The organism is Lachnoclostridium sp. An14 (assembly GCF_002160755.1).
GTDB lineage: Bacteria > Bacillota > Clostridia > Lachnospirales > Lachnospiraceae > Lachnoclostridium_A.
On record NZ_NFLE01000006.1, the window covers coordinates 17,009 to 42,256 of the forward strand.

Sequence of the window (25,248 nt, forward strand, 5' to 3'; positions counted from 1 at the left end):
CCTTGCAGAGCCGATTTCCGGCAATAATAGTACCATCATACCATAGTTTCCCCGCTCATTCCATAAAGAAATTTTGAAAATTCTGTGGCCTTTTCCGCCGTCCTAGTTCTTCTCCTTCAGCACCCCGCCCCGGTACGCCGCCACCAGCTCCTTCAGGTCCTGGATCCGCTCCGCCATCTCCCGTCCCAGATCGGTGTCCGCCACCCGCATTCTGGCGGTCAGGGTCTCCGTGATATGCACCTTCGGCGTATTTTCCCGGTTCGGATCAAAAGGCTTGTGCTCCGCCAAGGCCAGATGGTTGGAATTGTAAATCAGGGTGTAGCCGGCGATGCCTGTGGTTTTCTGATAGGCCTTGGAGAGGCCGCCGTCGATGATGTAGAGCTTGCCGCCCGCCTTTACCGGCTTTTCCCCGTCCTTGATTTTTACCGGCACGTGGCCGTTAATGATGTGGGAGCCGTTCCTTGGAAGGCCGAATTCCTCCAGGATGCGGTCGCAGCATTCCTCCTCAAGGCTTAAACGGTAGTAGGGGTTTAAAGTCTCCTTTCCCACCGATTTTTCTTCTATAAAATAGTGCTCAAATGTGGCCATTTTATCCTTGCCGAACACCGGGGATTTAGCGCCGCTCCAGAGATACCACATGAGGTCGGAGGCGTTTTCCTTCTCCCGGCTGCCCTCCGGCAGGAAATAGGCGCGGTGAATCTCCTTTTCCAGGTAGTCCATCAGGGCCTTTCCAGAGTAGGAATGTCCGTCTACGGCGTACTCTGAGAAGGAGCCATCCTCCTCCATGGGGATGCAGCCGTGATAGAGCAGGTTGGAATTGTATTTCCTGTACAGGCTGCCGTGGGAGTAGAGAAATCTCACGTGACTGTGGAGTACCTCGCTGTGAAGGAAGGAAAATGTGAGCACGTGGAGCAGATCTTCCTCCTCCCGTGTCAGCTCATAGGGATTTTTGGGGTCGATGGTGGGGAAATAGCTGTCCCGCAGGGGATATTCTGTCCGTCCTATGCGGACAGTCCCTTTTTCATAGTCGATCTGTTCCAGGAGCAGGCGGTCCTCCATGCCGTATTCCGGGTGGCGCTTGATGATCTGCCCCTCCACCTTGAACTGGATGACGGCGATGGCCTTGTGCATTTTGGCCGCCAGGCCGGGGTCTACGGCATCGTAGAGGTTTTCATCCAGGATTTTGGGCATGAAAATTTTGCACTCATCGTTCTGGTAAATTCTGGCGGCAAACATGGACAGGGGGCGCAGGTTGATGCCGTAGCCGTCCTCCAGCACGTCAAAGCTGTTGTAGCTGATGGCGATGCGGACCACGTTGCAGATGCAGGCCGGGTTTCCCGTGGCGGCTCCCATCCAGGAGATGTCGTGGTTTCCCCACTGGATGTCCACGTCGTGGAAATTCATCAGCTCGTTCATGATAATGTCCGCCCTGGGGCCTCGGTCGAAGATGTCGCCGATGATGTGAAGGCTGTCGATGGTCAGGTTCTGGATCAGCTCGCACAAAGCCACGATAAACTTGTCCGCCACGTCGATGTCGATCATGGAGTGGAGAATTTCGCTGTAGTAGACGTCCTTATTGCTGTCCCGGTAGTCCACGTGGAGAAGCTCGTCGATGATGTAGGCAAACTCCGGGGGCATTTTCTTTCTCACCTTGGAGCGGGTGTATTTGGAGGAAACCACCCGGCAGATCTGCACCAGGCGGTAAATGGTGATCCGTTTCCAGTCGTCCGTCAGCTCCCCGGCCGCCTCGTAGCGGGAGAGGGCGCGCTCCGGGTAGTAGATCAGGTTGGCCAGCTCCACCTGTTCCTCCTCGGGGATGATGTGTCCGAAGGTGTCCCGGATTTTCTCCCGGATCACACCGGAGGCGCTTCGCAGCAGGTGGATAAAGGCTTCATATTCTCCGTGAATGTCGCTGAAGAAATATTCCGTTCCCTTGGGGAGGCCCTGGATGGCCGTCAGGTTGATGATTTCGCTGGATGCAGTCTTTACGCTGGGGTATTCTCTGGACAGCAGTTTCAGATACGCCAAATCTCTCATATTACGATTCTCCCTTCGCTCCGCGGTTGCATTTCCGCCTGTATTGTACTATATTTATGATAAGATACCAGGGTCAAAAGGCCGGAAATCCGATGCAGGCTTGCTTGCAAGAGGATTTTTGACCTTGGGACCCCAACATCATGATAAGGATTGGAAACGTGCGCCGCACGAAACAATCCCATTTTACGGGGTTAAAACGCCTTTTGCCCCATCTATTACTTATCATAACACGCCGGGAAAAAATGGCAAGTTTTCCATTTCATACAAGCCCGGCACGGAGGGAATTTTATGGAACAGTTATATGTGCTGGGCACAGGAAACGCCGCGGTGACCCGCTGTTACAATACCTGCTTTGCCGTAAAGGACGGCAGCGAGTTTTTTCTGGTGGACGCCGGGGGCGGAAACGGGATCCTGCGGATCTTAAACGACATGAACGTGCCTTTAAACAGCATCCACAACATTTTTGTCACCCACGAGCACACGGACCACATCCTGGGCATTGTCTGGATGGTGCGGATGATCGGCTCCCGCATCCTGTCTGGAAAATATGAGGGAAATTTAAACATCTACTGCCACGACCTGCTGCCGGACACCATTTCCACCCTGTGCCGCCTTACCCTGCAGGGCAAGCTGTGCAAACTCATCGGCGACCGGATCCGGCTGGTGCCCGTGACAGACGGACAGACGGAGCGGATTCTGGACTACGACGTGACCTTTTTTGACATCCATTCCACAAAGGCCAGACAGTTTGGGTTCACCATGAACTTAAAGAACGGGAAGAAATTTACCTGCGCCGGGGACGAGCCCTACAATCCCATCTGCCAGCCCTACGTGGAGGGGAGTGACTGGCTGCTCCACGAGGCCTTCTGCCTCTACGGCGACCGGGAGAAGTACAAGCCCTATGAGAAACATCACTCCACCGTAAAGGACGCCTGCGAGCTGGCCCAGTCCTTAAACATCCCCAACCTGGTGCTCTGGCACACAGAGGACGACCAGATTTCCGTCCGCAAGGAGAAATACACCGCGGAAGGCAGGGAGTATTACCACGGAAACTTATTTGTGCCGGACGACGGGGAAATCCTCGATCTGTAACGGTTTTCATTCTATATGGAGAGCTGTCCGCATATCTTAGTCATAAACCGATGTTGACTGCGGGGCGGCGTCCGATTTTCCGGACGCGCCCCGCCCGCTGACTGGAAGATAGGAGGAGGCTCTCCATGTTTTTGAACCGAAAATCCTTTCTGGCGGGCCTTAAAACGGCCGCTCTTGCCGTCCTCACGGGGGCGGTTCTCTTTCTGATCCTGATTCCCGCTGTTTCCGCGCTCTCTGGAAACTGGCGCGGCCCCTTAGGCTCCATTCCCACCGCCGGGGACGGAGATTTTATCCACTGGGTGGACTTTGACGTGCCCCAGGAGGCCCTGGAGCGGGCGTTCCGCCTGGATGTGGACACCTGCCAGTCGGAAATCCACATCGGCTGGGTGGATCTGCTGGCCTATCTGGGCGCTAAATACGGCGGTGATTTTTCCCATTACCGGGCCTCGGACTTAGACGAGGCCGCCGCCAGGCTGCAAAGCGGGGAGACCATGGAAACCATTGCCGCGGACATGAAGTATTTCCCCTACTACCGGGAGGCTTATGGGGCGGTATTGGACGGCCTGCTGGGACAGTACGAGACGGAGATCGCCGCCGAAGACGCCCCCGACTTTGCCCTTCCCACAGATGAGGCCGGAAATCCCATCCGGGACGGGGAAAAGGTGTGGGTGACCAAGTACGGGCTGAAGGCATTTTCCCCCATCGCCTACGGGTTTCCCTACAGCGAGTACGACGATTTCGGCGTTTCCAGGAGCTACGGGTTCCGGCGGCAGCACTTAGGGCATGACATGATGGGGCAGGTGGGAACGCCCATCATCGCCGTGGAGTCGGGCCGGGTGGAGGCTCTGGGCTGGAATCAGTACGGCGGCTGGCGCATCGGCATCCGCAGCTTTGACGGGAAACGGTACTATTACTACGCCCACCTGAGGAAAAATTATCCCTACCAGTCCAGCCTCCAGGAGGGGAGCGTGGTGAGCGCCGGGGACGTGATCGGCTACATGGGCCGCACCGGCTACAGCGCCACGGAAAACACCAACAACATTGACGAATCCCACCTCCATTTCGGCATCCAGCTCATTTTCGACGAGTCCCAGAAGGAGGGAAACAACGAGATCTGGATCGACTGCTACGAGCTGGTGAAATTCCTCTCCCTGCACCGTTCAGAGGTGTATAAGGTGGAAGGGACGAAGGAGTGGACCAGAACGTACCAGATGCGGGATCCGGCGGTGGCGGAGTATATGGGGAAATTAGAAAATGAAAACGGCGGCGGCTGAGGCATCTCTCCCGCCGCCCCGCCTGTCCGGACACATCTGCCGCCTCCTGCATATGGTATAGTGAGGGGAAACAAGCCCTTCCATTATCATAAAACGGAGGTACTACCATGGGTATTGTAAATTCCAATAAACAAGTGAACCTTTCTCAGATCTCCTGCGACGGAACCGTGACCGTCACTCTGGCCCTGACCGCCGCCCCCGACATTTCCTCCAACCCCACGGACATCGTGCTGGTGCTGGACCGCTCCGGCAGTATGGCGGGAATGCCCCTTGACAACCTGAAACTGGGGGCCAAGACCTTTATCGACATCATCGACGAGGCCACAGACAGCTCCCAGGACGGAAATATCGGCTCCGGCAGCCGCATCGGCATCGTCAGTTTCGCGGACGACGCCCAGGTAAATGAGCCGCTTATCACCTCGGTGGCGGATCTGAAGGCGGCGGTAGACAGCCTGACCGCCGGCGGCTCCACCAACCACGCCGCCGCATTCTCCGAGGCCGCCAGCCTGTTTGAGCCGCCCTCCGGAAATGCCAAGGTCATCGTCATGTTCACCGACGGAAAGACCACTGCCGGCCTTCCGCCCGCTCCTGTGGCGGCTGCCGCCAGGGCGTCCGGTATTATCATTTACTGCATCGGCCTCATTGGCTCCGACGGCATCGACGTGTCCGTCTTAAACGACTGGGCCACCGATCCGGACGCCTCCCACGTGGCGGTGACTCCTGACGCGGCGGATCTGGAGCAGCTTTTTGCCGACCTGGCCGCAAACATTTCCAAGCCCGGGGCCACGGATATTGTGATCGACGAGCTTTTGAGCCAGGATTTCGTGGTTGAGAACATTTCCGCGCCCAGCAAGGGATCGGTCTCCTCTACAGGAACCCGCTCTCTGCGCTGGACCATCGACGAGCTTGGCGTCACCGGAAACGAGGGGGCCTCGCTCTCCTTCACCGCCCGCCACACCGGCCTCACCGGCGGCTTGAAGGCGGTCAACCAATCCGTCACCTACTCCGACGCCGAGGGCAACTCCGTCACTTTCCCGTCCCCGTCGGTGGACGTTTCCTGCGGTTCCTCCGTAACTCCGGAGCCATGTCCCGTTCCCGTAGACCTGGAACTGGACGGCTGCCAGGACGCTGTGGTGGTGGACCTGGGAGACGCCGATCTGGAATCCCTGGGACGGATCGTGCAGCTGGATGTGACCATCCGCAACGTCTGCCCGAACCGCCGGGTGGCCCTGGCCGTCATCCTCACAGAGCTGGACGACTCCGGAAACGAGTATCAGCGGGGCATGAAGGCCTTCACCATCCCCGCCCACCAGTTCCCCACCTGCCGGGATGTGCTGGTGAAATGTATCAAATTCGTGCTGCCGGAGGACCTAAACGTCTCCACCGGCGCCCCTGGCTCCATGTGCGGCACCAGGAATCTGCGGGCGCGGTTTATTGCCCATAATATTGATACGGATTATCGGTGTTGTGATGTTTTGATTACTGTATAAAAAATGATCCCGCCCCGGCAAAGCGTAAATGCTCTGCCGGGGCGGGAGTATTTTCCTTATTTTTTTGATTTGATTTTTATTTTTGACGCGCCGTTGGGAAATATCTGAAACTCATTTTGAGGTACACCGCACCAAAACTTTTCAATATCAAACTCATATTTCTGCAAACGTTTTCCCAGATTCGTGCACCCAATCAGATCCCGTTTAAAATCTTTGTCCGAACTGCTTCCCGTAAGCCAACTAGTCCGCAATCAGCTCATACAGCCTGTCCAGATCCGGGGCAGTGCAGAACAGATCATTTTCCACCGCACTTTTCAGGGAATCCGTATTCCGTTTCAGAAAATCCGAAACGTATACACACTGAATCGGTTTTTCTTTATTCTCCACATTCTTCTTTAAGAAGGTAAACGAATGCTTTGGCAGCTGCATATCCAGAATATCCACATTGTGCGTTGTGAAAAACAGCTGTTTCTTCCCATTCAGCTTATCAATAATAATGGACAGACAGGCCTTTTCCACATCGCTGTTGACATAGGAAAACAGCTCGTCACAGTAGTACAGATCGTGCATATCACAGATAAGAGAGGCGATAATATAAGAAATATCCAGACCGGCCTTTGTCCCGCTGGACAAAAGCTGCGTATCTACAATCTGACCGTCCTTAATAATCACAGACTGATGATTGAGCTTGATTGCGTATGTATTCTCCAGCTCTTTTACCTTTATCACCTCCCGTATGGAAGGATCCAGAGTTTTCAAAACCTGTTCTAAAATGTGAAGGTATCTGCTGTCACTTTCAATCGAACGATACGTTTTACTTTTACTGGCATCGTAAGGATAAGAAAATATCCATCCATTCGTTTTTATTTTATCGTATGGAAATTCCTCTCCCTCGTCTCTGTCCAAGCGGGCAGCACAGATTTCATAATTATCCCGTTTTCCAATTTCTGTACCTGAAATACGAATATTTACATCTTCTTCCCCGTATTCTTCGTTCTCCTTTGCCGCAATGTGCATTTCAAAACGGCACAAAATTTCATCACAGGTGACAAAATCCACGCTTAAACTCGCATCCCGTTTTCGATCTTCTATGATCCTGGTAAAACGGCCATATTCTCCATCACGAAAATAATTGGCAAACAGCATCAGCAGCTTTCCCAGAGACGTCTTTCCCGTCGCGTTTCCACCCATAATAATATTGACCTTTTTATAGCGAAAGTTCGGCCTGTCCTCCAGATATTCCCCAGGTACTGTAGAGTCTACAATTTTCTTGGGATAAGACATATTCATGTGAAAATTTTTCAACGCATACAGGTTGTCCACCTTAACGTCCATAATAATCATGGCATTTCCTCTTTTGTATATTTGTTCGTCATTTGCGAAGTAATGTCTGCACATTTATTATACCTCATCTCACCAAAAAATCAAGCTTATTATTAACATTATATTTTTTGAAACTCATAAATAGAACAAAAAATGGCACCTCATCAGCCTTTCCAGCCAACAAAATGCCATTTTTCTCATTTTTCCTATTCTTCTTCTATTTCAATTTTTCTTCCAATCTCCCCGCACTACTTCACATACGCCTCCGGCCGCGCGCACCCATTCGTCCCGTCATACACCTGATCCTTCAGCATCAGATGTACGGCCGACAGCTTAAAGGTCTGGGGCAGGGCCAGGATTCTGGGGTTGGGGCCGGTGTATTTTCTCATGGCGTCCTGGAGCGCCTCCTCGAAGGTCGCCCTGGTCTTTAAGCCCATACCTCTGGCGTAGCCCGGTTCCTGGGCGCCTACGATGTAGATGGCGGAGGTGTTCATTTCCGCGATCTGGCCGCAGCTCATCATGGAAAAGCCGTGGAAGGGGTGGAAGGCGTTGCAGAAACGGTATTTCCGGATATACTCCTCGTTGGTGGCGAAATACTCGCCGTAGCGGTTCATGTCTGTGAGCACGTTCATGTAGTCGTGCTGGAACATATCATAGCACTCCCGAAGGTAGGGCCACAGCTCGTCGTGGAAGTAGCCGTTGCAGATGGAGGAGCAGATGATCACGCAGTTTTCCTTCATCACCCTCTTGTGACGGATGACCTGGGCGGAGAGGGCCTGCATCATCATGATGGGGTTGGTGCCCATGCCGTTTCCGTAGTGGAACTCCTGGGGCATTCCAAATACCATGATGTCGTACTTTTCTTCCGCGAAGGGCACGTAGGTGCGCTTGTCCGCCATATGCCAGGAAAGGGGCTGCATCTCGGCGGCGTAGCCGGAATTGATCTCGATCTGCCGGGACTGGGTGTCGAGAACGGCGTCGCAGCAGAAATATTTCTTGCCCATGTGTTCTTCCTGTTTCATGCCGATCTCGTCAAACTTTGTCCGCATGAGAGAATGGCCGCTCACCGGGGTGAAATCCTGGCGGTGCATCACCTGGGGCACGTGGTGGGACGCGATGGACGTCCAGTGGTTCAAACCGGTGGCGCAGTGCTTGTAGCCGCCGGAATAGCCGCCGTAGGGGTTGCCCTGGGTGTGGCCGATGAGGATCGGCAGGTCACAGTCGTGGACGTAGCGGTTTAGGAATACGGGATCCCCTCTGTCGGTATAGCCGCAGTCCACCATATGCTCCTTGTCCTCGCTGTCGTGGTTGATGATCTGCCCGGTGTACCAGAACTCGTTAAACAGCTCCTCGCCCAGAATGGCTCTCAGCTGGGGGATCTTGTTTTTCGGGTGAAGGCCGTTGGAGCAGATGAGAAGGACGTCCTTCTTCTCCACGCCGGCCTTGTAAAGCTCGTTTAAAATGATGCGGATGGACATTTTCCGGTGGGAGGTGGGCTGGAGCCCGCCTTTTACAATGTCCGGGAATACGATGGTGACCTTTGAGCCCTTGTGGGCCAGCTCGGAAAGCGGCGGCATCCCAATGGGGTTGCGGATGGACTGCAAATATGCCTCCTCCAGCTTTTCCTCCGGGATACAGGGCGGATCCGGCACGGTCACTCCCGGGATAAATACATCGGTATTGTCCGGAAGGGACGCGTTCATCAGGCCGTGCCCATATTCAAACTGTAAATTTTTCATTGTCATTACCTCTCTTTGCTGTGGGACGGCAGGAAAACGCAGCCTGCCGCCGGAAATTCCGTGATGATGCAAGTGATGATATAAAAAGTGTGCGCTTAGCGCACACCCGCGCCGGAGCGCGGATGCGTCAGTAGCCATATTCCTCTGCGCGCAATACTGCGCCCTCTAAGCCCTAAACCCCCAGATACAATCCGGCGATCTCCAGATACTCCTCCGGATAAAAACCGATCTCCCCCGTAAACCGGGTCAGGGCGATCAGTCCGCCGTCGATGGAGGGGATTTCCGCCAGCATTCTGGCGTTATCCTGCTTTAACCCGCCTCCGTACACCACGTCCATGCCGCCGGAGACTTCTTTTACATATTCAGCGATCTTTGTAATGTATTCCTTGTCCGGCGGTGTCTTTCCGGGGCCGATGGCCCATACCGGCTCATAGGCGATCACCACCCGGCTTTTGTCCACTCCCGCCAGGCCCGTCTCGATCTGCTCCCGCAGCACCTCTTTCCACCGCTCCTGCTCCTCCGCCTTTTCGCCAATGCAGTAGAGCACGGAGAGTCCGGCCTCCACCGCCTGCTTTACCTCCTGGTTTAACAGCCGGTTCACCGCCGCCGTGTCCTCCACGCCAGCCTCCTTTAAGATGCCGGCCTTGTCGTTTCTCTCCTCACAGTGGCCGATGAGAACGCTCTCACACTCCAGGGCTTTCACCGCCTTGGCGGTGCGGTTCGTGGTAAACGCGCCAAAATTATGGCCGGGAGCCACATCGTCCCGGTATACGCCCTGGCAGCCGATCTGCACCGGGTTTCCCGCCGCTTTCGCCTGGATGGCCGGGATGATGTGGGCCTCCGGAAGGTACATCACAAACTCTGTCTCCTCCCCCGCTGCCTCCGCCAGCCGACGCACCCCGTCCTGGATCTGGCTCACAATAAAGCCGCCCCACTCCGCCGGCGGGGCAATGGTGTTTACGCCGCCCTGGGATTTGGGGATGTCAAAGCGCTTTAAATTCAGAAAAATGTGTTTCATGTACCGTTTTACACCTCCCCTTTCTCAAGCTGCATAATTTTGTTTACTCTTACTGTATGTTTTCCTCCCAAAAATTCAGCGTTTAAATATGAACGCAAAATCTCCCAGGCGAGTTCTACGCCTGTTGTCCTGGCTCCCAACGCGATTACATTGGCATCGTTATGTTCTCTGGCCATTCTGGCTGAAAAACAATCACAGCAAAGCGCAGCCCTGATACCGGAAATTTTATTTGCCGCAATGCTCATCCCTATTCCGGTCCCACACACAAGAATGGCTTTTTCATATTCACCATTCCGTATTCCATCGGCTGTGATTTTGGCTATATCGGGATAATCTACCTCATTTTGATCATATACTCCCTGGTCTGTCACCTCATAGCCTTCCGCACAAAGCCTGCGTTTCAGCTCCTCTTTTAATTCAAATCCTCCATGATCACATCCAATACCCAATTTCATGCTGCGTTCACACCTCCATTCCTGATAACTCCATTTGTCTTTGTGCCGTCTTTATAAGTCTTTCATATTCCAGAAAATCCTCCCGTACGCCTTTTCGGCCACGAAAAACTCCAAATGCTCCTGATACCAAAATATCACACTCTCGTTTGATACATTCCGGAGTATTGACATCATCAATTCCTCCATCTACTTCAATGAGATAAGAAAGGCCTTTATCCCTTCTGATTTTAGCCAGTTCTTCTACTTTTTTTAATGTCGAGGGAATGAACGTCTGACCGGAAAACCCAGGCTCTACTCCCATAACCAGAATCAAATCGGCTTCCTCCAGAACATAATTCAGGAGGGATACTGGCTGGGAAGGATTCAGGGCAATTCCCGCTTTCATTCCCCTGGCTTTAATTTCCCTGGCCAGTCTAATGGCAAACGGCGTTGCGTCTAAATGAAATGTCACAATATCTGCTCCCGCCGCCTGCAACTGTTCCAGGTACTGTTCCGGATGTTCCGCCATAAGGTGTACATCCAATGTAAAAGAATATTTTTGAGCGATCACCCCCACTGTATTAAAATCAAAGCAAAAGTTCGGTACATAATGTCCATCCATAATATCCAAATGAACCATGCTCGCCCCTGCTTCTGCCAGCATATTCAACTGACTTCCCAAATTTAATAAATCTGCGCAAGCCAACGTAGGGCTTACTATAGGCATAATCGTTTCCTCCATCCTGTAACTACCTTAAATTTACAAATTTTGAATACGGCTTTCCATTTGCTGCCGGTCCCTTCGCCTCTCCAATAAATCCAGCTAATACAATCAAACTGGCCACATACGGGATCATCTGAATAAACTCATGAGGAATCGGAAAGTTGGGAATCATTTGAACATAAATCTGTATTGCTTCAAATAAACCGAAGAACATTGCCGCAAAGAAAGCGCCCACCGGATTCCATTTTCCCATGATGACAGCTCCCAAAGCTAAATAACCTCTGCCAGACACCATTCCCGTCTGAAACAGATCCATCTGTCCGATTGATAAGAACGCTCCACCCAGTCCACCTAAAAAACCGCTGGCCATCACCGAAAAATATCGTATTTTTGCCACACTGATTCCTGCCGTTTCCGCTGCTTTCGGTTGTTCTCCCACCATATTAATACGAAGCCCAAGAGGAGTGTATTTCAGTATGTACCATACAATCGCCAGCATAATAAATGCCAAATACACAAACGGGGACAGCTTGGAAAGAAAATTCCCTATCACCGGTATCCCAGCTAAAACAGGAGTAGACGATAAAGAGTTTACCTGCGCTGAATTTCCGCTGGTATGAAACACCACATTAATTCCTACAGCAGAGAATCCATCTGCCAGCATCACAAGTGCCATCGCGCTGATATTTTGAAGACCTCCTGCCGTGATACATACAAAAGAATGTATGGCAGAAATTAAAATCCCGACAATCACCGCAGCCAACACACCAATCCAAGGATTTCCTGTGTAATAACTGCCGACCACAGCACTGAAAGCCGCAGCTGTCATGATTCCTTCTAAGCCGATGTTTGTGACGCCTGATTTTTCAGACATTGTTCCTCCAAGTGCAGTCAATGCCAAAGGTGTACCCATTCGCAAAGTTGAAAGCAAGATCGTTGAGAGCGCACTAAGCATCTGCCTTCCCTCCCTTCTTTGTCCCATGCTCCAGATAGTACCGAATCATATAATCGCAACCCAGGAAAATCAGAACTAATCCTTGAATAATGTCTACAATGTCCTGTGAAACCCCAACTTGGATCTGCATATTTAAGGCTCCATTTCTCATAGCTCCTAAAAGGAATGCTGAAAAAAACACCGCGACAGGATTTCCATGAGCCATCATGGCTACCGGAATTCCATTAAAACCATATCCTGGAGAAAATCCGTCCACAACACGATAGATACTGCCCTGAACTTCTACCGCACCCCCAATCCCGGCTAAAGCTCCACTGATTAAAAGCGCAAGAAACATATTTTTCTTAATGTTGATTCCAGATGTACGGCTGGCATTCGCATTTAATCCGACTGCCCGCAATTCATATCCCGCAGTAGTCTTTTTTAATAAAAACCAGCACACGAAAATCATAATAATTGCCAATATAAAACCAATATTTAAGGACATCGGCCGAGGAAACAGCAACGGCAACTGCGCGGAACCCGCAATTCTCGCTGTCCCGCTGATCGTGGAATTTTCTTCCTTAAATGGACCATTTACCAGATATTGTACAAAAAATGTAGCAACGTAGTTCAGCATAATCGTAGCAATTACTACGTGCACATTTCGGGCAAATTTCAATGCGGCCGCAATACCGGCCCATAGAAATCCTGCAGCTGCCCCTGCCAGAATACAGAGAGGAATGTGAATTACCATGGGCAAATCCACATATACACCTACCAAACCGGCAGCCATGGCTCCCATGAGTAACTGTCCTTCCGCACCAATATTAAATACTGTACACCGCGTCGCCACCGCTACCGCGAGTCCGGTGAAGATAAGGGGGACGGCCTTAGTAAGTGAATAGGAAAGCGCTACCGGAGAACCAAATGCCCCCTGAAGCAGCGCTCCATAAGCACGGAAAGGATTCTCTCCCATCAATGCTATGATCACTCCTCCAACCAAAAACGCAAGCAAAATAGCAATAAGCGTAATTTGAGCCTCTATCAAAAAGCCTCTTGATTTGCCTTTCATCCAACATTCACCTCCTCTGTAGCCGTTTTCTGTCCCAGCATCATCAATCCCAGTTCTTCTTTCGTTGTTGTCTTCGCATCAACAATACCGGCAATCTGTCCCTTATAAATTACTGCAATGCGATCGCTCAAGGCCAAAATTTCATCCAGCTCCAGGGAAAACAAAAGTACTGCTTTCCCTTTATTTCTCTCGTTCACCAAAACCTGGTGAATATACTCAATTGCCCCCACATCAAGCCCTCTTGTTGGCTGAACTGCCAATATCAAATGAGGATCCCGATAAACAGCTCTTGCGATAACAATCTTCTGCTGATTTCCGCCAGACAGGCTGGCTGCCGGTTCTTCCACCCCTGTGCAGCGAATGTCAAACTGCTCCTTCAACTTATCAGAAGTATCATGGATTGCTCCCTCTTTGAGAATCATCCCGTTTTCAGCAAACTCCTGTCTTTTATGGAGACCCAAAATCATATTTTCAGCTATGGAAAATTCCAGAACCAATCCGTCCTTATGCCTGTCCTCTGGAATATAGCCTAACCCCTGATCTAAAATCTCATGGATCTTCCGTCCCTTAATTGATTTCCCATTTAAAAGAATATCCCCTGTCCAATTCTCCTCCTGACCGGAAATCATAGCCGCCAGTTCTTCTTGTCCATTTCCATCTACTCCCGCGACACCCATGATTTCTCCCGCTTTTACTCCAAGTGATAAGCTGTCTATTTTCCGTATGGTCTTATTTTTTACACAGGTCACATTTTGAATATCGAGAACTAGGTGGCCGTCACTTCTCTGTTCCCGTTCTCCACCGCCGAGCACAATCTCCCTGCCAACCATACTTTTCGCCAATTCCTCTGAAGTTATATCAGCGGTTCCAAAAGTTCCTGTAACCCGCCCTCGTCTGATTACTGTTACTTTATCAGAAATTTTCATGACCTCCGCTAGTTTATGGCTGATAAACAGAATGGTATTTCCCTGCGCCTTTAACTTCAGCAAAATTTCGCAGAATTCGTCAATTTCCTGAGGTGTCAATACTGCTGTCGGTTCATCGAAAATAAGGATTTTCGCATTTCGGTACAGTACCTTTAAGATCTCTACCCTCTGCTGCATGGTAACAGACAAATTTCCAACCTTTTCTTTCGGGTCAATCTTCATTCCATACCGTTCTGAGAGCTCTGCAATTCGTTTCTCCGCCGTTTTTCTGTCCAGAAACCATTTGCTGCCCGTTTCTTCGCCAGCTATAATATTCTCTGCTACCGTCATTTTAGGCACCAGCATAAAATGCTGATGAACCATACCGATTCCCATATGAATAGCATCTTTGGAACTGGTAAAATGAACCGGCTTTCCATTAATCAGCAGTTCACCAGAAGTAGGGGTATAAAGACCATAGATGATATTCATAAGCGTCGTCTTTCCTGCCCCATTTTCTCCAGCCAATGAATGAATCTGTCCCTGTTCCACGCCGAAAGAAATATCATCATTTGCCGTGAACTGACCAAACCGCTTTGTGATATGCCTAAGCTCCACTGCATAAGCCATACAATCACCTCTCCTCCCTGTTTACCGAGCCGCTACCCAGGTTTCAAACTCCTCCTGATTGACCGGAATATCAATCTCTCCCGCTATCACCTGATCCCGCAGTTCATCAATCTCATCCTTTATCTCCTGTGGCACAAAGTCCTGCATCACAGGTTCTGTAGAATACATCAAATCGACTCCGCCCTCTTTTACTCCATAGTTCTGAGGTTCATTCCCTTTCAAAGTGCCATCCAACAAACTTTCAACCAATGAATAGGCCACATTATCCACCCGTTTTACCTGAGATGCCACAATTTTATCCGGCATTTGATTAAACTGGCCATTGGCTGCTCCAAACGCCCATTTTTCCTCTCCTGCCTGGGATGACGCACGAAACACTCCCAAATTCGCCGCGCCTGCAAAAGGAGCTATATAATCACAGCCACTACTATACAACGCGCTGGCAATCTCCAACCCTTTTCCAACATCGCTGAAACTGCCCACATAAGTAGAGGTTACTTTGACATCCGGATCAATATAATACGCTCCTGCTGTATATCCCCACTGACATCTATCTTGGATTACCCCGCTCACACCTCCCACATACGCGATTTGTCCTGTTTGAGTCAGTTTTGCCCCCAAAGCTCCCAACAAAAAGCCGGCCTCTTGCTCCCGGTAAGAAGATGACGCGATGTTTTCATATCCCTCAATTTCCATATCCAACAGTCCAAAATAAACATCTGGAAACTCCTGGCTCACTTCAATCACCGCATCCTTGACCGTAGAACTGGGAGTAATAATCATATCAGACAGCTGCGCCAGGCTTCTTAGACTATTCTGTAAGTCCGAAACTTCTTTCACTTCCAATGTTATCAGTTTAATTCCCAGCTCCTGCTCCGCTCTCTGGAGTCCCTCCAACGCCACATCATTAAAGCTCTGCGTTCCAAAACCTGCCCCATCCGCTAAAAGCGCTACAGTAACTGTTCCATCGTCCTCCTCGCCTCCAGCTCCGCACCCAGTCAAACTCCCAGTAGCAACCGCCAGACAAACCCCTATTGCCAGGATACGTTTCCACACCACCATGGTTAAACCTCCCTCTCTCTGATTTATTTCGTGTACGATCTAAGCGCCCGGAAATATTCCTCCATGATCCGTTCTCTGTTCACAGAATCCAGATATACGATATTCCTTTCCTCCTCCGTTTTCTGCATTATATTTTCATAATCAATTACTGTCATTCCTGTTGTCAGCTCTCCCTGTGTCTCCACATCGGCGTAATACTTTACCCCAGTGAAACATTCAGGATTAGTCAAATATGCTGCCGTACAGAGATCATGGACACAAAGGCCTTTAAAACGAGCCTTCGCATTATTACTCTCATTCACAGTGGCATTATAAAAGCTGCAAAGCTGATAGTTCATCTGCGCGACCGGATTTTTTATTTTCCCAATTTCTTCTATATCCTCATCTGTAAAATACAGCTCTTTCGTCGTATCCAACGGACACATATAGAACGGAACCCCGCTTTGCATTACCAGCCGCGCGGCCTCCGGATCCGCCAAAACATTAAACGTAGATACTGGCGTCGGATTCCCGGTCCGAATGGATCCCCCCATAAACACAATCTTGTCGATCTTGCCCTTGCAGTCTTCATGCTCCATAAGAAGTTTCGCTATATTCGTCAGTGGCGCTAAAGCCATAATGGCTACTTTTTCATCGCTTTCCATGAGTTTTTTATAAATAAAATCGGAGGCCTTTTCTTCTACAGGCTTTTTCTCTGTAGGCTGTTCAAAACAATACGTTCCCAATCCCGTTTCCCCATGAATATATCCAGCGTCTTCCAGCGGACGCTCTAATGGGTGTGACTCTCCCTGCGCAAGAGGAATCTCTGTTCGCCCCATAATTTCCAAAGCATTTAATGTATTAAATGTCGTTTTATCCACCGATTGGTTTCCCGCGACTGTAGTAACGCCAATGACATCCAATTTGTCACTAGCAAGGGATAGAGCAAACGAGATCATATCATCAATCCCCGTGTCACAGTCAATAATTACTTTTACCTTGTCCTCTCTCATATATCATCTCTCCTATTTATAATCTAGGTTTTTAAGGGAAACCCGCGACCCTCTGTCTCTTTTGTATATATCTTTGCATTATCTATTTACTTTTACTTCTTAAGCATAAGAAAATAATAAGCAAAAAGCAAACGTTTTTTACGCAAACGTTTGCTTTATTGTCCATTATGTGTTATAATTTTGTCATTCAAATCCGTTTTTTATCATTATATTCCAAATACGAAAGAAGGGCTTTCCATGACACTGAAAGAAATTGCACAAAAGGCCGGTGTTTCCGTCTCCACCGTGTCCCGCGTCATCAACAACAATAATTCCAAAGCCGCCAGCAAAGAGGTCCAGGAGCGCATCTGGCAGATCGTCCGGGAAACGGGCTACACCCCCAATCTGTCTGCCAAAAGCCTTCAGAAGGGCACCTCCGCCCCCATCAACACCCATTCCCTGGCCTGCCTGTTCGCCAGAACCCCCGACTCCCCCAACGATCCCTTTTTCTCCTCCCTGGCAAGGAGCGTGGAGACGGCCGCCTATCAGCAGAACTACCTGGTAAAATCCTCCTTCACCGCCTTTGACCTGGATAAGCCCGGCGCCAGCCCGATGCTCATGGATCCCTCCATCAACGGCGTGGCCGTCCTGGGACGGATCGACAAAGCGGGCCTGAAAACCTTAAAACAGTATTTCCGCTATGTGGCCTACACCGGCTTAAACGAAATCAACGCCAAATACGATCAGATTCTCTGCAGCGGCTACCAGGCCAGCATCACCGCGGTAGAGCACCTAATCAGTCTTGGCCACCGCCACATCGGCTACATCGGTGAAACGGACAACGAAACCCGCTACAGCGGCTACAAGGACACCCTGGAAAAACACCGCCTCCCCTGCAACGCCACTTACGTCTCCTCCGTCCCTCAGACCTCCGGCGGCGGCTTAAAGGGGGCGCTGCAGCTTTTGGAGCGCCAACCCCTCATCACCGCCATTTTTTGTAGCAACGACGTGACTGCCATCGGGGCCATGCGGGCCATCCGGGACCGTGGCTTAAAAATCCCCAGGGACATCTCCGTCATCAGCATCGACGACATCGACACCGCCCAGTACCTCTCCCCCATGCTCACCACCGTCCACGTCCCCATCGAGGAAATGGGCCAGATGACCGCCAAAATCCTCATCGACCGCATCACCGGCGGCCACACCCTGCCTATGAAAATCTTTCTGCCCTTTTATCTGTCCCAGAGGGAGAGCTGCGCGCCGCCGCGGCGGCGGGAGGAGTAGACGAGGAAAAATGCGTGTAAAACGGACTGCACGGATACTGCCGGATTCCACTCTCTTAAAAAGTGTGCGCAGTAGCGCACACTCGCGCCGGAGCGCGGCTGCGTAAACAGCCATTTTCCTCCCCGCGGAGTGTGCCTCCTTGCGGAGCATTCTCATTTAACAGGAAACGAAGTTTCCTGTTAAACAAGAAAAAACGCCAGGCCCGCGGAACTCATCCCGTCCCGCGGCCCGGCGCATTTCGTCTTATCCCGCAGCTGTATTATGCCGCTGTCTTGTTCCTACGGCCCTGCGTCCTTCTGCTGCCATCCGTTTCACTCTGCTGTTCTGTCATTCCTTCGCTGTATTTCCTATTTCCGTCTCCTTCTCCTCACCATCTCCCGAATCTCCGTCCAAACCTCATGCCCCAGCAGCACCAGCCCTCCGGCGAAGATAAACAGATCACCCAGGTTGAAAATCACTTTCTTCAATTTCCCCCGGTTGATGGAAAAATAGTCCACCACATAGCCTCTCGTCAGCCTGTCATAGAGATTGCTCAAAGCCCCCGCAAGAGTCAGGGAATAGCCCAGCTTTTCCGCCGTATGCCCCTTCTTCTGCAGCAGCCAGAACAAAATCCCGCCCACCGCCGACGTGGCCGCCACCGGGATCATCCGCACCGCCTCCCGGTACTTCTTCAAAAGCCCGAAGGGCAGCCCGGCGTTGTGGCTCTTGTGCAGCACAATCAGCCCTTTTTTGTCAAACTCCTTGGGAAACTCCGCCCCGTCCCTGCTCTCAATCTCCGCCTTCAGCGCCAGGTCCGTCACCAAAAGGGACCCGATGAACCCCAAATATACCATAACCAGCCTCCGTTCTCCCGCAATATTTCCACAGCGGCTGCCCCGGCCCTTCCGCCCGGCCGCCGCCTGTCATTGCCAGTTTTTCTACCTCCTATTGTACTATCCCCGCGGCCTTCCGTCCAGCTTATTTTCTGCCCGCCGCCCGCATACATTAGTACCAAACCCATTTCCGGAGCCGCAGCTCATGCCCCTTTGCACCTCTGACGTCTCCTCCCAGGATTACGTGGATTTCATCATCCCTCACACAAACTACTCCCGTGAGCTTTTGGAACGGCTGGCGGGCACCTCCTGTCTGGACATCGTAAGCCGCCAGTACGCCGTGGCCTACATTCCCGCCGGGGACGCTCTGCCTCTGTCCCTTACGGACTATTCTTATACCTCTATTCCCAAATTATACACGCCTTTAGACACCTCCGCCCTGGAGGCATCCGGCATTTCCACCGTCATGGCCCAGCCAGCCTTAAGCACCGGCGGAGCCGGTGTGATGATCGGTTTCGTGGACACCGGCATCAACTACTGCGATCCCCTGTTCACCCGCCCCGACGGCCGCACCCGCATTCTGGGCATCTGGGACCAGACTCTCCCCGCCGGGGAAAACCGCCGTTTCTTCCAGACGGCCTCCCCTTACACCGGTTTCATCGACACCGACTTCCTCTACGGCCGCCAGTTCACCGAGGACGAGATCAATGCCGCCCTGGCGTCCCCGTCCCCTTTGGAAACCGTCCCCACCAGAGACGAGGCGGGCCACGGCACCTTCCTCGCCGGAGTTGCCGCCGGAAGCGAGACGGCAGACGGCTCTTTTTCCGGCGCCGCCCCCCTATGCGCCATCGGGGCCGTCAAGTTGAAACCGGCCAAGGACTACCTGCGCCAGTTCTACCTTCTCCCGGAAACCGCCGTGGCCTACCAGGAAAACGACATCATGATGGGCATTAAATACCTCCTGCTGCTGGCCGCCGCCTACGAGCTCCCCCTGGTCATCGTCATCGGCCTGGGCACCTCCCAGGGCAGCCACGAGGGCACCTCCCCCCTGGGAAAAATGTTAAACCAGGCCGCGGAATTTTCCGGCGTCATCCCCGTCCTAGCCGCCGGAAACGAGGCCGCCAGGAGCCGCCATTTCCTCGGCTCCGTGGACCGGGACGCCGAGTACGAGGACGTGGAAATCCGGGTGGCCGACGGAGAAAAGGGCTTTGTGCTGGAGCTGTGGGCCAGAGACCCGGAGCTTTACACCGTGGGCTTTCTCTCCCCCACCGGCGAACGCATCGCCCGCATTCCCCTGGCCTTTGAGGGTGACAACCGGGTGCGTTTCCTCCTGGAGCAGACGGAAATCACCGTAAACTATATAAACGCCGAGGCCGGCTCCGGCAGCCAGCTGATCTTCATGCGCTTTCAGGCCCCCACCGCCGGCATCTGGCGGGTGCGGGTCTACAGCAGCCTTTTTATCACCGGGGAATACCATATGTGGCTGCCTCCCGAAGGTTTCATCTCCGAAAACACCTTCTTCCTCCGCTCCAATCCCGACACCACCGTCACCGACCCGGCCAACGCCCCGCTCCCCATCACCGTAGGCGCCTACAACCACCGAAACGGCAGCATCTACCTAAACTCCGGCCGCGGCTTTTCCCGCAGCGGAAAGGTCAAGCCGGAACTGGCCGCCCCCGGCGTGGAGGTGGCCGGCCCAGGCCGTTCTCCCCTGCCGTGCCAGTCCCCCTTAAGCGCCCGCACCGGCACCTCCGCGGCCGCCGCCATCACCGCCGGAGCTGCCGCCTCCCTCATTTCCTGGGGACTGAAAAACGGCCATCCGGAGATGGCCGCGGCTGCCGCGGTGAAATCCTACCTGGTCCGCGGCGCCAGGAGAAATCCGGCCTTCTCCTACCCCTCCAGAGAATGGGGGTACGGAGAGCTGGATCTCTATCAGACATTTTTACGCATGAGGGAGTAATCCGCTCCTCATCTCGATGGCCGGGCCGCCCTTTCGCTCCAGGTAGGCCCTGGTGATGGTGACGGAGCCGATATTGGGGTCCTTGGGGATCTCGTACATAATATCCAGCATGAAGTCCTCCATGATGGCCCGCAGCGCCCTGGCTCCCGTATCCCGTTTTAAAGCCTCCTCAGCGATCCACTCCAGAGCCTCGTCCTCAAACACCAGTTTCACCTCGTCCAGCTCCAAAAGCTTGACGTACTGCTTTAAAATGGCGTTTCTCGGCTCCTTTAAGATCTTTACCAAAAGCTCCTTCGTCAGTTTCTGCAGGGTCACAGTGATGGGGAGACGCCCCAGAAACTCCGGGATCATGCCAAAGGCCCGCAGATCCTCGTTGGTCACCTTGGAGAGCAGCTCCGGGTCGCGGTCAAACTCATCCTTCAGCACGGAGGCGAAACCGATGGTGGACTGCTTTGCCAGCCGTCCCTTGATGATCTCCTCCAGGTCGGGAAAGGCGCCGCCGCAGATGAAAAGAATGTTGTCGGTATTCACCGTTTCCATGGGCGTTAAGGCATTTTTCTGGTTGGAGCCCACGGGAACCTCCACGTTGGTGCCCTCTAAGAGCTTTAACAGCTCCTGCTGCACTGACTCCCCGCTCACGTCCCTGGTGTTCACCGTCTTTTTCTTCGCGATCTTGTCGATCTCGTCGATGAAAACGATGCCCCGCTCCGCCTTCGTCACGTCGTTTCCCGCCGCCGCCAGAAGCTTGGAGATCACGCTCTCAATGTCGTCCCCGATGTAGCCCGCCTCCGTCAGGGAGGTGGCGTCGGCGATGGCCAGGGGCACGTTTAACAGCTCTGCCAGCATCCGCACCAGATACGTCTTTCCGCTACCGGTGGGGCCGATCATAAGGATGTTGGACTTCTCGATCCGCACATCCTCATTCAGCTGCCCCTTAGCCGCCATGTAAACCCGCTTATAGTGGTTGTACACCGCCACGGAAATCACCCGTTTCGCCTTCTCCTGGCCAATCACGTACTCGTCCAGTTTCCGCTTGATCACGTGAGGGGCCGGGATGTCCTTCAGCTCAAAATCCAGCTTTTTGGCGTCTGATTTTTTCTTCACCTTCTGCCGGGGCGGGATCTGCATCTCCGGGATGTTGGTGTTTTTCAGGTCGTTTAAATTCATGTTCATAAACGGCATATTCTGGATCTTCGACCAGTCCAGGCTGCCGTTTGTCACCGAGTCAAAGGCCTTCTGCATACAGTCGTGGCACAGGCACATATCCCCCGGCATGGTGATCATAGGCCCAGCCTTGCTCTCCGGGCGCCGGCAGACGTAGCAGACCTTCTCATACTCGTCCTCCCCGCCCTGCTTTTCCTGCTCTAATTTATCTTTTTCCTTCTCGTCCAAATTCTCATCCTCCGTTTTTGCCGCAAACATCGTGCTCCCTCTAGTATAATCGAATTTGGGCCGTCGGAAAAGCTCTTTTTATCCGGTAAAATTTCGCGGCAGAATTTCGCGAAATTTCGCGGAGCCGCCATTTCCCCATGGCCTGTCTCCCTGATCTGTGCTAAAATTGAGAAAAGAAAACAGGGAAAACGGCCTGTGCCCGCCCTGACAACGCTTTCACTACGGAGGAACGCTATGCAGTACATCAGTCACTATTCGTCTCCCCTGGGGGACATTCTCCTGGCGGCAGACCAGGAGGGCCTGACCGGCCTTTGGTTTGAGGGGCAGAAATATTTTGCCCTCTATCTGGACAAGGAGCACGAGGAAAAGGAGCTGCCGGTGTTCGAGACGGCAAAACAGTGGCTTGACCTCTACTTTTCCGGCAAAAATCCAAAGTTCCAGGTGCCGCTCCACTTTACCGGAACCCCCTTTCAGAATGAGGTGTGGGAAATTCTCTCCGCCATCCCCTACGGACAGACCACCACTTACGGGGAAATCGCGAAAAAGCTGGCCGCCAGACGGGGCCTTCCCCATATGTCCGCCCAGGCTGTAGGCGGCGCCGTGGGCCACAACGAAATCTCCATCATCGTTCCCTGCCATCGTGTGGTGGGGACAAACGGCAGCCTGACGGGATACGCCGGCGGCATTGACCGCAAGGTGAAACTGCTGACCCTGGAACAGGTGGATGTAAGCCGCTTTTCCGTCCCCAAGAAAGGTACGGCCCTCTAAGACTCCGTCCAAAGGCCGCCAGGCGCGCCGGTTTCCGGCCTGTGACGTCAAAAAAGGCAGTTTGGCGACATTTCACCTCCCTCAAAGGAAGATTCCTCACCTGACTGCCTTTTTTCGTGATCACGGGCCTGCGGCACTGATCCGGCTCCATTTAATTGGATTCACATTCCAGCACCGCGTCCACAATCCTGCAATATTCGATCCCCTTTACCTGATACGTCTCAAAGGTGCCTGTAACGGTGATTCTCGAGTTCAGCGCCGGATAATCGTCCGGATAAACGTGCTCGCCGGCCAGAACAAACTCCAGCCCCTGGGAACAGCACTGGGCGGCGTCGGCAACGAGACACCCAAAGTACCGTTTTCCCTCCTCCTGTTCCCCTGCGCAGACAAATTGCCCCCGCATTTTAATCGTCTTTCCGATGTAGTTTTCAGGGGCCTTCATCATGTTCCAGATCTCAGAATAGACCATGATGCTGCTCAGCGCCGTCAGATCTACCTCAGCATCCCCGCCGTTCTCCGGTGCCGCCGGTGAGGGCGGGGTTTCCGCTGCTTTCCGCGTTTCCGGCATTTCCCCCGCTCCCCGCGTCTCCAGCACTCCCTGCGTCTCCGGCACACTACGAACCGGCCGCATTTCCGTCTTTCGCGGAGCGGTTTCCAAAACAGCGATCCCACCGTTTATTTCCTTCCCCGTCCCCTCCCTGCAGGCCCCTAAAACCAGGCCGGCCAAAAGGACAAATAAGAGGCGAAGTCCCTTTCTCATCCTCCACCCCCTCCCATCCACCGCCCCACTGCGGAAAACAGGAGAAACGCCGTGATATTTACCGCCACAATGGTAGATCCCACCGGCGTCCCGCCGAGAATGGAAACGAGAATCCCCAGCACGGCGCAGACCACGGACAGCGCCGCCGAGCAGATGGTCACCGCGCGGAAATTCTGATAAACCCGCATAGCGGAAATCGCCGGAAAAATCACCAAAGCGGAAATCAGCAGCGATCCCACCAAATTCATGGCCAGCACGATGACCACCGCGACCGTCACGGCAATCACCAGGTTGTAAACCTCCGCCTTTGTCCCCACCGCCTTTGAAAAATCCTCATCAAAGGTCACCGCGAAAATCTTATTGTAAAATAACACGAACACCGCCGCCACGAGGACAGACAGCCCCGCGCACAGCCACACCTCGGTCTGGGTCAGCGTCAGGATCGAAGTGGAACCAAACAAAGTGCTGCACACATCGCCGGAAAGATTGGCGGATGTGGAAAACAGGTTCATCAGCAGATAACCGACGGCCAGAGCCCCCACAGAAATCATGGCAATGGCCGCGTCCCCCTTGATCTTCGTGTGCTGCCCCGTGCGCAGCAGAAGGATGGCACTGACCACCGTAATCCCCAGCGTCAGCGGTATATCGTCCGTCAGTTTCATCACCGACGCCACGGACATGGCCCCAAAGGCCACATGGGAGAGCCCGTCCCCGATAAAGGAAAACCGTTTCAGCACCAGGGTCACGCCCAACAGGGAGGAACACAAGGCAATCAGCACCCCCACTGCCAGCGCGTAGCGGACAAAGGGATAATTCCAGTAAAACAGCAGCTTTTCTAAAACCGCGGTCATGATTGATCACCGCCTTTCCCCTTCAGCCCCGGAAACGCCTGTGAAAATTGCCTTTGATAAGAGGCGTTGGATCCGAAAAACAGCCGGTCTCCAATGTAGAGAATGTGGGTGGCATAGCGCAGCGCCGCCTCTATGTCATGGGAAATCATGATCACGGTGATGCCGTCCTCCCGGTTCAGTTTTTCAATCTGCGCGTACATCTGCGCCGCCACCTTGGGATCCAGCCCGGAAACCGGCTCGTCCAGCACCAGCATTTTCTGAGTGGCGCACAGGGCCCTGGCCAAAAGGACCCGCTGCTGCTGCCCGCCGGAAAGAGAGCGGTAGCAGCGTTTCGCCAGATGGCTGATCTCCATTTTCCGGATGGCGTCCTCCGCCATCTGCTTTTCCGTCCGGCTGTAAAAAGGGCGGTTTCCGCAGCGTCCCTGGCATCCGGAGAGGACGATCTCCCTCACGGACGCGGGAAAATCCTTCTGCACATCGGTCTGCTGCGGCAGATAGCCGATTTTCCTGTTTTTCAGGCCGTTGTCCATGAAAATTTTGCCGCTTATAGGCGGATGCAGGCCGAGAATGGTTTTCATAAGCGTGGTTTTCCCGGAGCCATTTTCCCCCACAATACAGAGATAGTCGCCTGCATGGACCTGAAAGTTTAAGTTCCGCACCACGGCCTTTCCCTCATAGCCGGCGGAGAGGTTACAACAAATAAGCTGAGCCAT

The 25,248-nt window shown here is 52.9% G+C and carries 22 protein-coding genes; 6 read left to right on the plus strand and 16 right to left on the minus strand.

Annotated features, from left to right (window positions below):
- Positions 1-102 precede the first annotated feature (102 nt).
- Positions 103-2,037, minus strand: a complete 1,935-nt coding sequence (locus B5E84_RS04965) for a fructose-1,6-bisphosphatase (RefSeq protein WP_087220096.1) — start codon at positions 2,035-2,037, stop codon at positions 103-105.
- 288 nt (positions 2,038-2,325) lie between these two features.
- Here B5E84_RS04965 and B5E84_RS04970 point away from each other — a divergent pair, with 288 nt between their 5' ends.
- The 3 genes from B5E84_RS04970 to B5E84_RS04980 all read left to right on the plus strand — a co-directional run bounded on the left by B5E84_RS04970 (position 2,326) and on the right by B5E84_RS04980 (position 5,893).
- Positions 2,326-3,129, plus strand: a complete 804-nt coding sequence (locus B5E84_RS04970; RefSeq protein ID WP_087220099.1) for an MBL fold metallo-hydrolase — start codon at positions 2,326-2,328, stop codon at positions 3,127-3,129.
- A gap of 125 nt (positions 3,130-3,254) precedes the next feature.
- On the plus strand, positions 3,255-4,403 hold the full coding sequence (locus B5E84_RS04975; protein WP_087220103.1) for a M23 family metallopeptidase: 1,149 nt from the start codon (positions 3,255-3,257) through the stop codon (positions 4,401-4,403).
- A 107-nt stretch (positions 4,404-4,510) separates the two neighbouring features.
- A complete protein-coding gene (locus tag B5E84_RS04980; protein WP_087220106.1) occupies positions 4,511-5,893 on the plus strand; it encodes a vWA domain-containing protein in 1,383 nt (460 codons plus the stop codon).
- 240 nt (positions 5,894-6,133) lie between these two features.
- Here B5E84_RS04980 and B5E84_RS04985 read toward each other — a convergent pair whose 3' ends face one another.
- The 10 genes from B5E84_RS04985 to B5E84_RS05030 all read right to left on the minus strand — a co-directional run bounded on the left by B5E84_RS04985 (position 6,134) and on the right by B5E84_RS05030 (position 16,729).
- A complete protein-coding gene (locus B5E84_RS04985; RefSeq protein WP_087220109.1) occupies positions 6,134-7,237 on the minus strand; it encodes an AAA family ATPase in 1,104 nt (367 codons plus the stop codon).
- Positions 7,238-7,464: 227 nt separating this feature from the next.
- Positions 7,465-8,955: a lactate racemase domain-containing protein gene (locus tag B5E84_RS04990; RefSeq protein ID WP_087220112.1), complete on the minus strand. Its 1,491-nt coding sequence runs from the start codon at positions 8,953-8,955 to the stop codon at positions 7,465-7,467.
- Positions 8,956-9,127: 172 nt separating this feature from the next.
- Positions 9,128-9,973, minus strand: coding sequence for a triose-phosphate isomerase (locus B5E84_RS04995; protein ID WP_087220115.1), 846 nt, complete (start codon positions 9,971-9,973; stop codon positions 9,128-9,130).
- Positions 9,974-9,981: 8 nt separating this feature from the next.
- Positions 9,982-10,428, minus strand: a complete 447-nt coding sequence (rpiB, locus tag B5E84_RS05000; protein ID WP_087220118.1) for a ribose 5-phosphate isomerase B — start codon at positions 10,426-10,428, stop codon at positions 9,982-9,984.
- Between the two features lie 7 nt (positions 10,429-10,435).
- Positions 10,436-11,149: a ribulose-phosphate 3-epimerase gene (locus B5E84_RS05005; protein WP_087220121.1), complete on the minus strand. Its 714-nt coding sequence runs from the start codon at positions 11,147-11,149 to the stop codon at positions 10,436-10,438.
- Between the two features lie 7 nt (positions 11,150-11,156).
- Positions 11,157-12,086 (minus strand): ABC transporter permease, encoded by a 930-nt coding sequence (locus B5E84_RS05010; RefSeq protein WP_087220124.1) that lies wholly within the window; start codon positions 12,084-12,086, stop codon positions 11,157-11,159.
- A complete protein-coding gene (locus tag B5E84_RS05015) occupies positions 12,079-13,140 on the minus strand; it encodes an ABC transporter permease (protein WP_087220127.1) in 1,062 nt (353 codons plus the stop codon). The genes B5E84_RS05010 and B5E84_RS05015 overlap by 8 nt, the downstream gene beginning before the upstream one ends.
- Positions 13,137-14,675, minus strand: coding sequence for an ABC transporter ATP-binding protein (locus tag B5E84_RS05020; RefSeq protein ID WP_087220130.1), 1,539 nt, complete (start codon positions 14,673-14,675; stop codon positions 13,137-13,139). The genes B5E84_RS05015 and B5E84_RS05020 overlap by 4 nt, the downstream gene beginning before the upstream one ends.
- Before the next feature lie 21 nt (positions 14,676-14,696).
- Complete coding sequence (locus B5E84_RS05025; protein WP_087220133.1) at positions 14,697-15,737, minus strand: BMP family lipoprotein; 1,041 nt, start codon at positions 15,735-15,737, stop codon at positions 14,697-14,699.
- A 23-nt stretch (positions 15,738-15,760) separates the two neighbouring features.
- Positions 15,761-16,729, minus strand: a complete 969-nt coding sequence (locus B5E84_RS05030; protein ID WP_087220136.1) for a nucleoside hydrolase — start codon at positions 16,727-16,729, stop codon at positions 15,761-15,763.
- A 237-nt stretch (positions 16,730-16,966) separates the two neighbouring features.
- On the opposite strand from B5E84_RS05030, the gene B5E84_RS05035 reads away from it, so the two are divergent.
- Entirely contained in the window at positions 16,967-17,992 is a 1,026-nt protein-coding gene (locus B5E84_RS05035) for a LacI family DNA-binding transcriptional regulator (protein ID WP_087220139.1), read from the plus strand.
- 347 nt (positions 17,993-18,339) lie between these two features.
- Here the strand turns inward: B5E84_RS05035 and B5E84_RS05040 are convergent, their stop codons facing one another.
- Positions 18,340-18,825, minus strand: a complete 486-nt coding sequence (locus B5E84_RS05040; protein WP_087220142.1) for a signal peptidase II — start codon at positions 18,823-18,825, stop codon at positions 18,340-18,342.
- Between the two features lie 184 nt (positions 18,826-19,009).
- Here B5E84_RS05040 and B5E84_RS05045 point away from each other — a divergent pair, with 184 nt between their 5' ends.
- On the plus strand, positions 19,010-20,764 hold the full coding sequence (locus B5E84_RS05045) for a S8 family peptidase (protein ID WP_087220145.1): 1,755 nt from the start codon (positions 19,010-19,012) through the stop codon (positions 20,762-20,764).
- Here B5E84_RS05045 and clpX read toward each other — a convergent pair.
- On the minus strand, positions 20,747-22,156 hold the full coding sequence (clpX, locus tag B5E84_RS05050) for an ATP-dependent Clp protease ATP-binding subunit ClpX (protein ID WP_442911392.1): 1,410 nt from the start codon (positions 22,154-22,156) through the stop codon (positions 20,747-20,749). The genes B5E84_RS05045 and clpX overlap by 18 nt on opposite strands.
- A gap of 234 nt (positions 22,157-22,390) precedes the next feature.
- On the opposite strand from clpX, the gene B5E84_RS05055 reads away from it, so the two are divergent.
- Positions 22,391-22,924, plus strand: coding sequence for a methylated-DNA--[protein]-cysteine S-methyltransferase (locus B5E84_RS05055; protein ID WP_087220151.1), 534 nt, complete (start codon positions 22,391-22,393; stop codon positions 22,922-22,924).
- A 151-nt stretch (positions 22,925-23,075) separates the two neighbouring features.
- On the opposite strand, the gene B5E84_RS05060 is transcribed toward B5E84_RS05055, so the two are convergent.
- The 3 genes from B5E84_RS05060 to B5E84_RS05070 are packed head-to-tail and all read right to left on the minus strand — an operon-like array spanning position 23,076 to position 25,248.
- The gene (locus B5E84_RS05060; protein ID WP_087220154.1) at positions 23,076-23,684 is read right to left on the minus strand and encodes a hypothetical protein; all 609 of its coding nucleotides are present in this window, start codon (positions 23,682-23,684) and stop codon (positions 23,076-23,078) included.
- Positions 23,681-24,535, minus strand: coding sequence for a metal ABC transporter permease (locus tag B5E84_RS05065; protein ID WP_087220157.1), 855 nt, complete (start codon positions 24,533-24,535; stop codon positions 23,681-23,683). The genes B5E84_RS05060 and B5E84_RS05065 overlap by 4 nt, the downstream gene beginning before the upstream one ends.
- Complete coding sequence (locus B5E84_RS05070) at positions 24,532-25,248, minus strand: metal ABC transporter ATP-binding protein (protein ID WP_087220160.1); 717 nt, start codon at positions 25,246-25,248, stop codon at positions 24,532-24,534. The genes B5E84_RS05065 and B5E84_RS05070 overlap by 4 nt, the downstream gene beginning before the upstream one ends.

Excerpts from the sequence above, each read along its gene's own strand:
- B5E84_RS04965 (WP_087220096.1), bottom strand. The coding sequence starts at position 2,037 with ATGAGAGATTTGGCGTATCTGAAACTGCTGTCCAGAGAATACCCCAGC.
- B5E84_RS04970 (WP_087220099.1), top strand. The coding sequence starts at position 2,326 with ATGGAACAGTTATATGTGCTGGGCACAGGAAACGCCGCGGTGACCCGC.
- B5E84_RS04975 (WP_087220103.1), top strand. The coding sequence starts at position 3,255 with ATGTTTTTGAACCGAAAATCCTTTCTGGCGGGCCTTAAAACGGCCGCT.
- B5E84_RS04980 (WP_087220106.1), top strand. The coding sequence starts at position 4,511 with ATGGGTATTGTAAATTCCAATAAACAAGTGAACCTTTCTCAGATCTCC.
- B5E84_RS04985 (WP_087220109.1), bottom strand. The coding sequence starts at position 7,237 with ATGATTATTATGGACGTTAAGGTGGACAACCTGTATGCGTTGAAAAAT.
- B5E84_RS04990 (WP_087220112.1), bottom strand. The coding sequence starts at position 8,955 with ATGAAAAATTTACAGTTTGAATATGGGCACGGCCTGATGAACGCGTCC.
- B5E84_RS04995 (WP_087220115.1), bottom strand. The coding sequence starts at position 9,973 with ATGAAACACATTTTTCTGAATTTAAAGCGCTTTGACATCCCCAAATCC.
- rpiB (WP_087220118.1), bottom strand. The coding sequence starts at position 10,428 with ATGAAATTGGGTATTGGATGTGATCATGGAGGATTTGAATTAAAAGAG.
- B5E84_RS05005 (WP_087220121.1), bottom strand. The coding sequence starts at position 11,149 with ATGGAGGAAACGATTATGCCTATAGTAAGCCCTACGTTGGCTTGCGCA.
- B5E84_RS05010 (WP_087220124.1), bottom strand. The coding sequence starts at position 12,086 with ATGCTTAGTGCGCTCTCAACGATCTTGCTTTCAACTTTGCGAATGGGT.
- B5E84_RS05015 (WP_087220127.1), bottom strand. The coding sequence starts at position 13,140 with ATGAAAGGCAAATCAAGAGGCTTTTTGATAGAGGCTCAAATTACGCTT.
- B5E84_RS05020 (WP_087220130.1), bottom strand. The coding sequence starts at position 14,675 with ATGGCTTATGCAGTGGAGCTTAGGCATATCACAAAGCGGTTTGGTCAG.
- B5E84_RS05025 (WP_087220133.1), bottom strand. The coding sequence starts at position 15,737 with ATGGTGGTGTGGAAACGTATCCTGGCAATAGGGGTTTGTCTGGCGGTT.
- B5E84_RS05030 (WP_087220136.1), bottom strand. The coding sequence starts at position 16,729 with ATGAGAGAGGACAAGGTAAAAGTAATTATTGACTGTGACACGGGGATT.
- B5E84_RS05035 (WP_087220139.1), top strand. The coding sequence starts at position 16,967 with ATGACACTGAAAGAAATTGCACAAAAGGCCGGTGTTTCCGTCTCCACC.
- B5E84_RS05040 (WP_087220142.1), bottom strand. The coding sequence starts at position 18,825 with ATGGTATATTTGGGGTTCATCGGGTCCCTTTTGGTGACGGACCTGGCG.
- B5E84_RS05045 (WP_087220145.1), top strand. The coding sequence starts at position 19,010 with ATGCCCCTTTGCACCTCTGACGTCTCCTCCCAGGATTACGTGGATTTC.
- B5E84_RS05055 (WP_087220151.1), top strand. The coding sequence starts at position 22,391 with ATGCAGTACATCAGTCACTATTCGTCTCCCCTGGGGGACATTCTCCTG.
- B5E84_RS05060 (WP_087220154.1), bottom strand. The coding sequence starts at position 23,684 with ATGAGAAAGGGACTTCGCCTCTTATTTGTCCTTTTGGCCGGCCTGGTT.
- B5E84_RS05065 (WP_087220157.1), bottom strand. The coding sequence starts at position 24,535 with ATGACCGCGGTTTTAGAAAAGCTGCTGTTTTACTGGAATTATCCCTTT.
- B5E84_RS05070 (WP_087220160.1), bottom strand. The coding sequence starts at position 25,248 with ATGGCTCAGCTTATTTGTTGTAACCTCTCCGCCGGCTATGAGGGAAAG.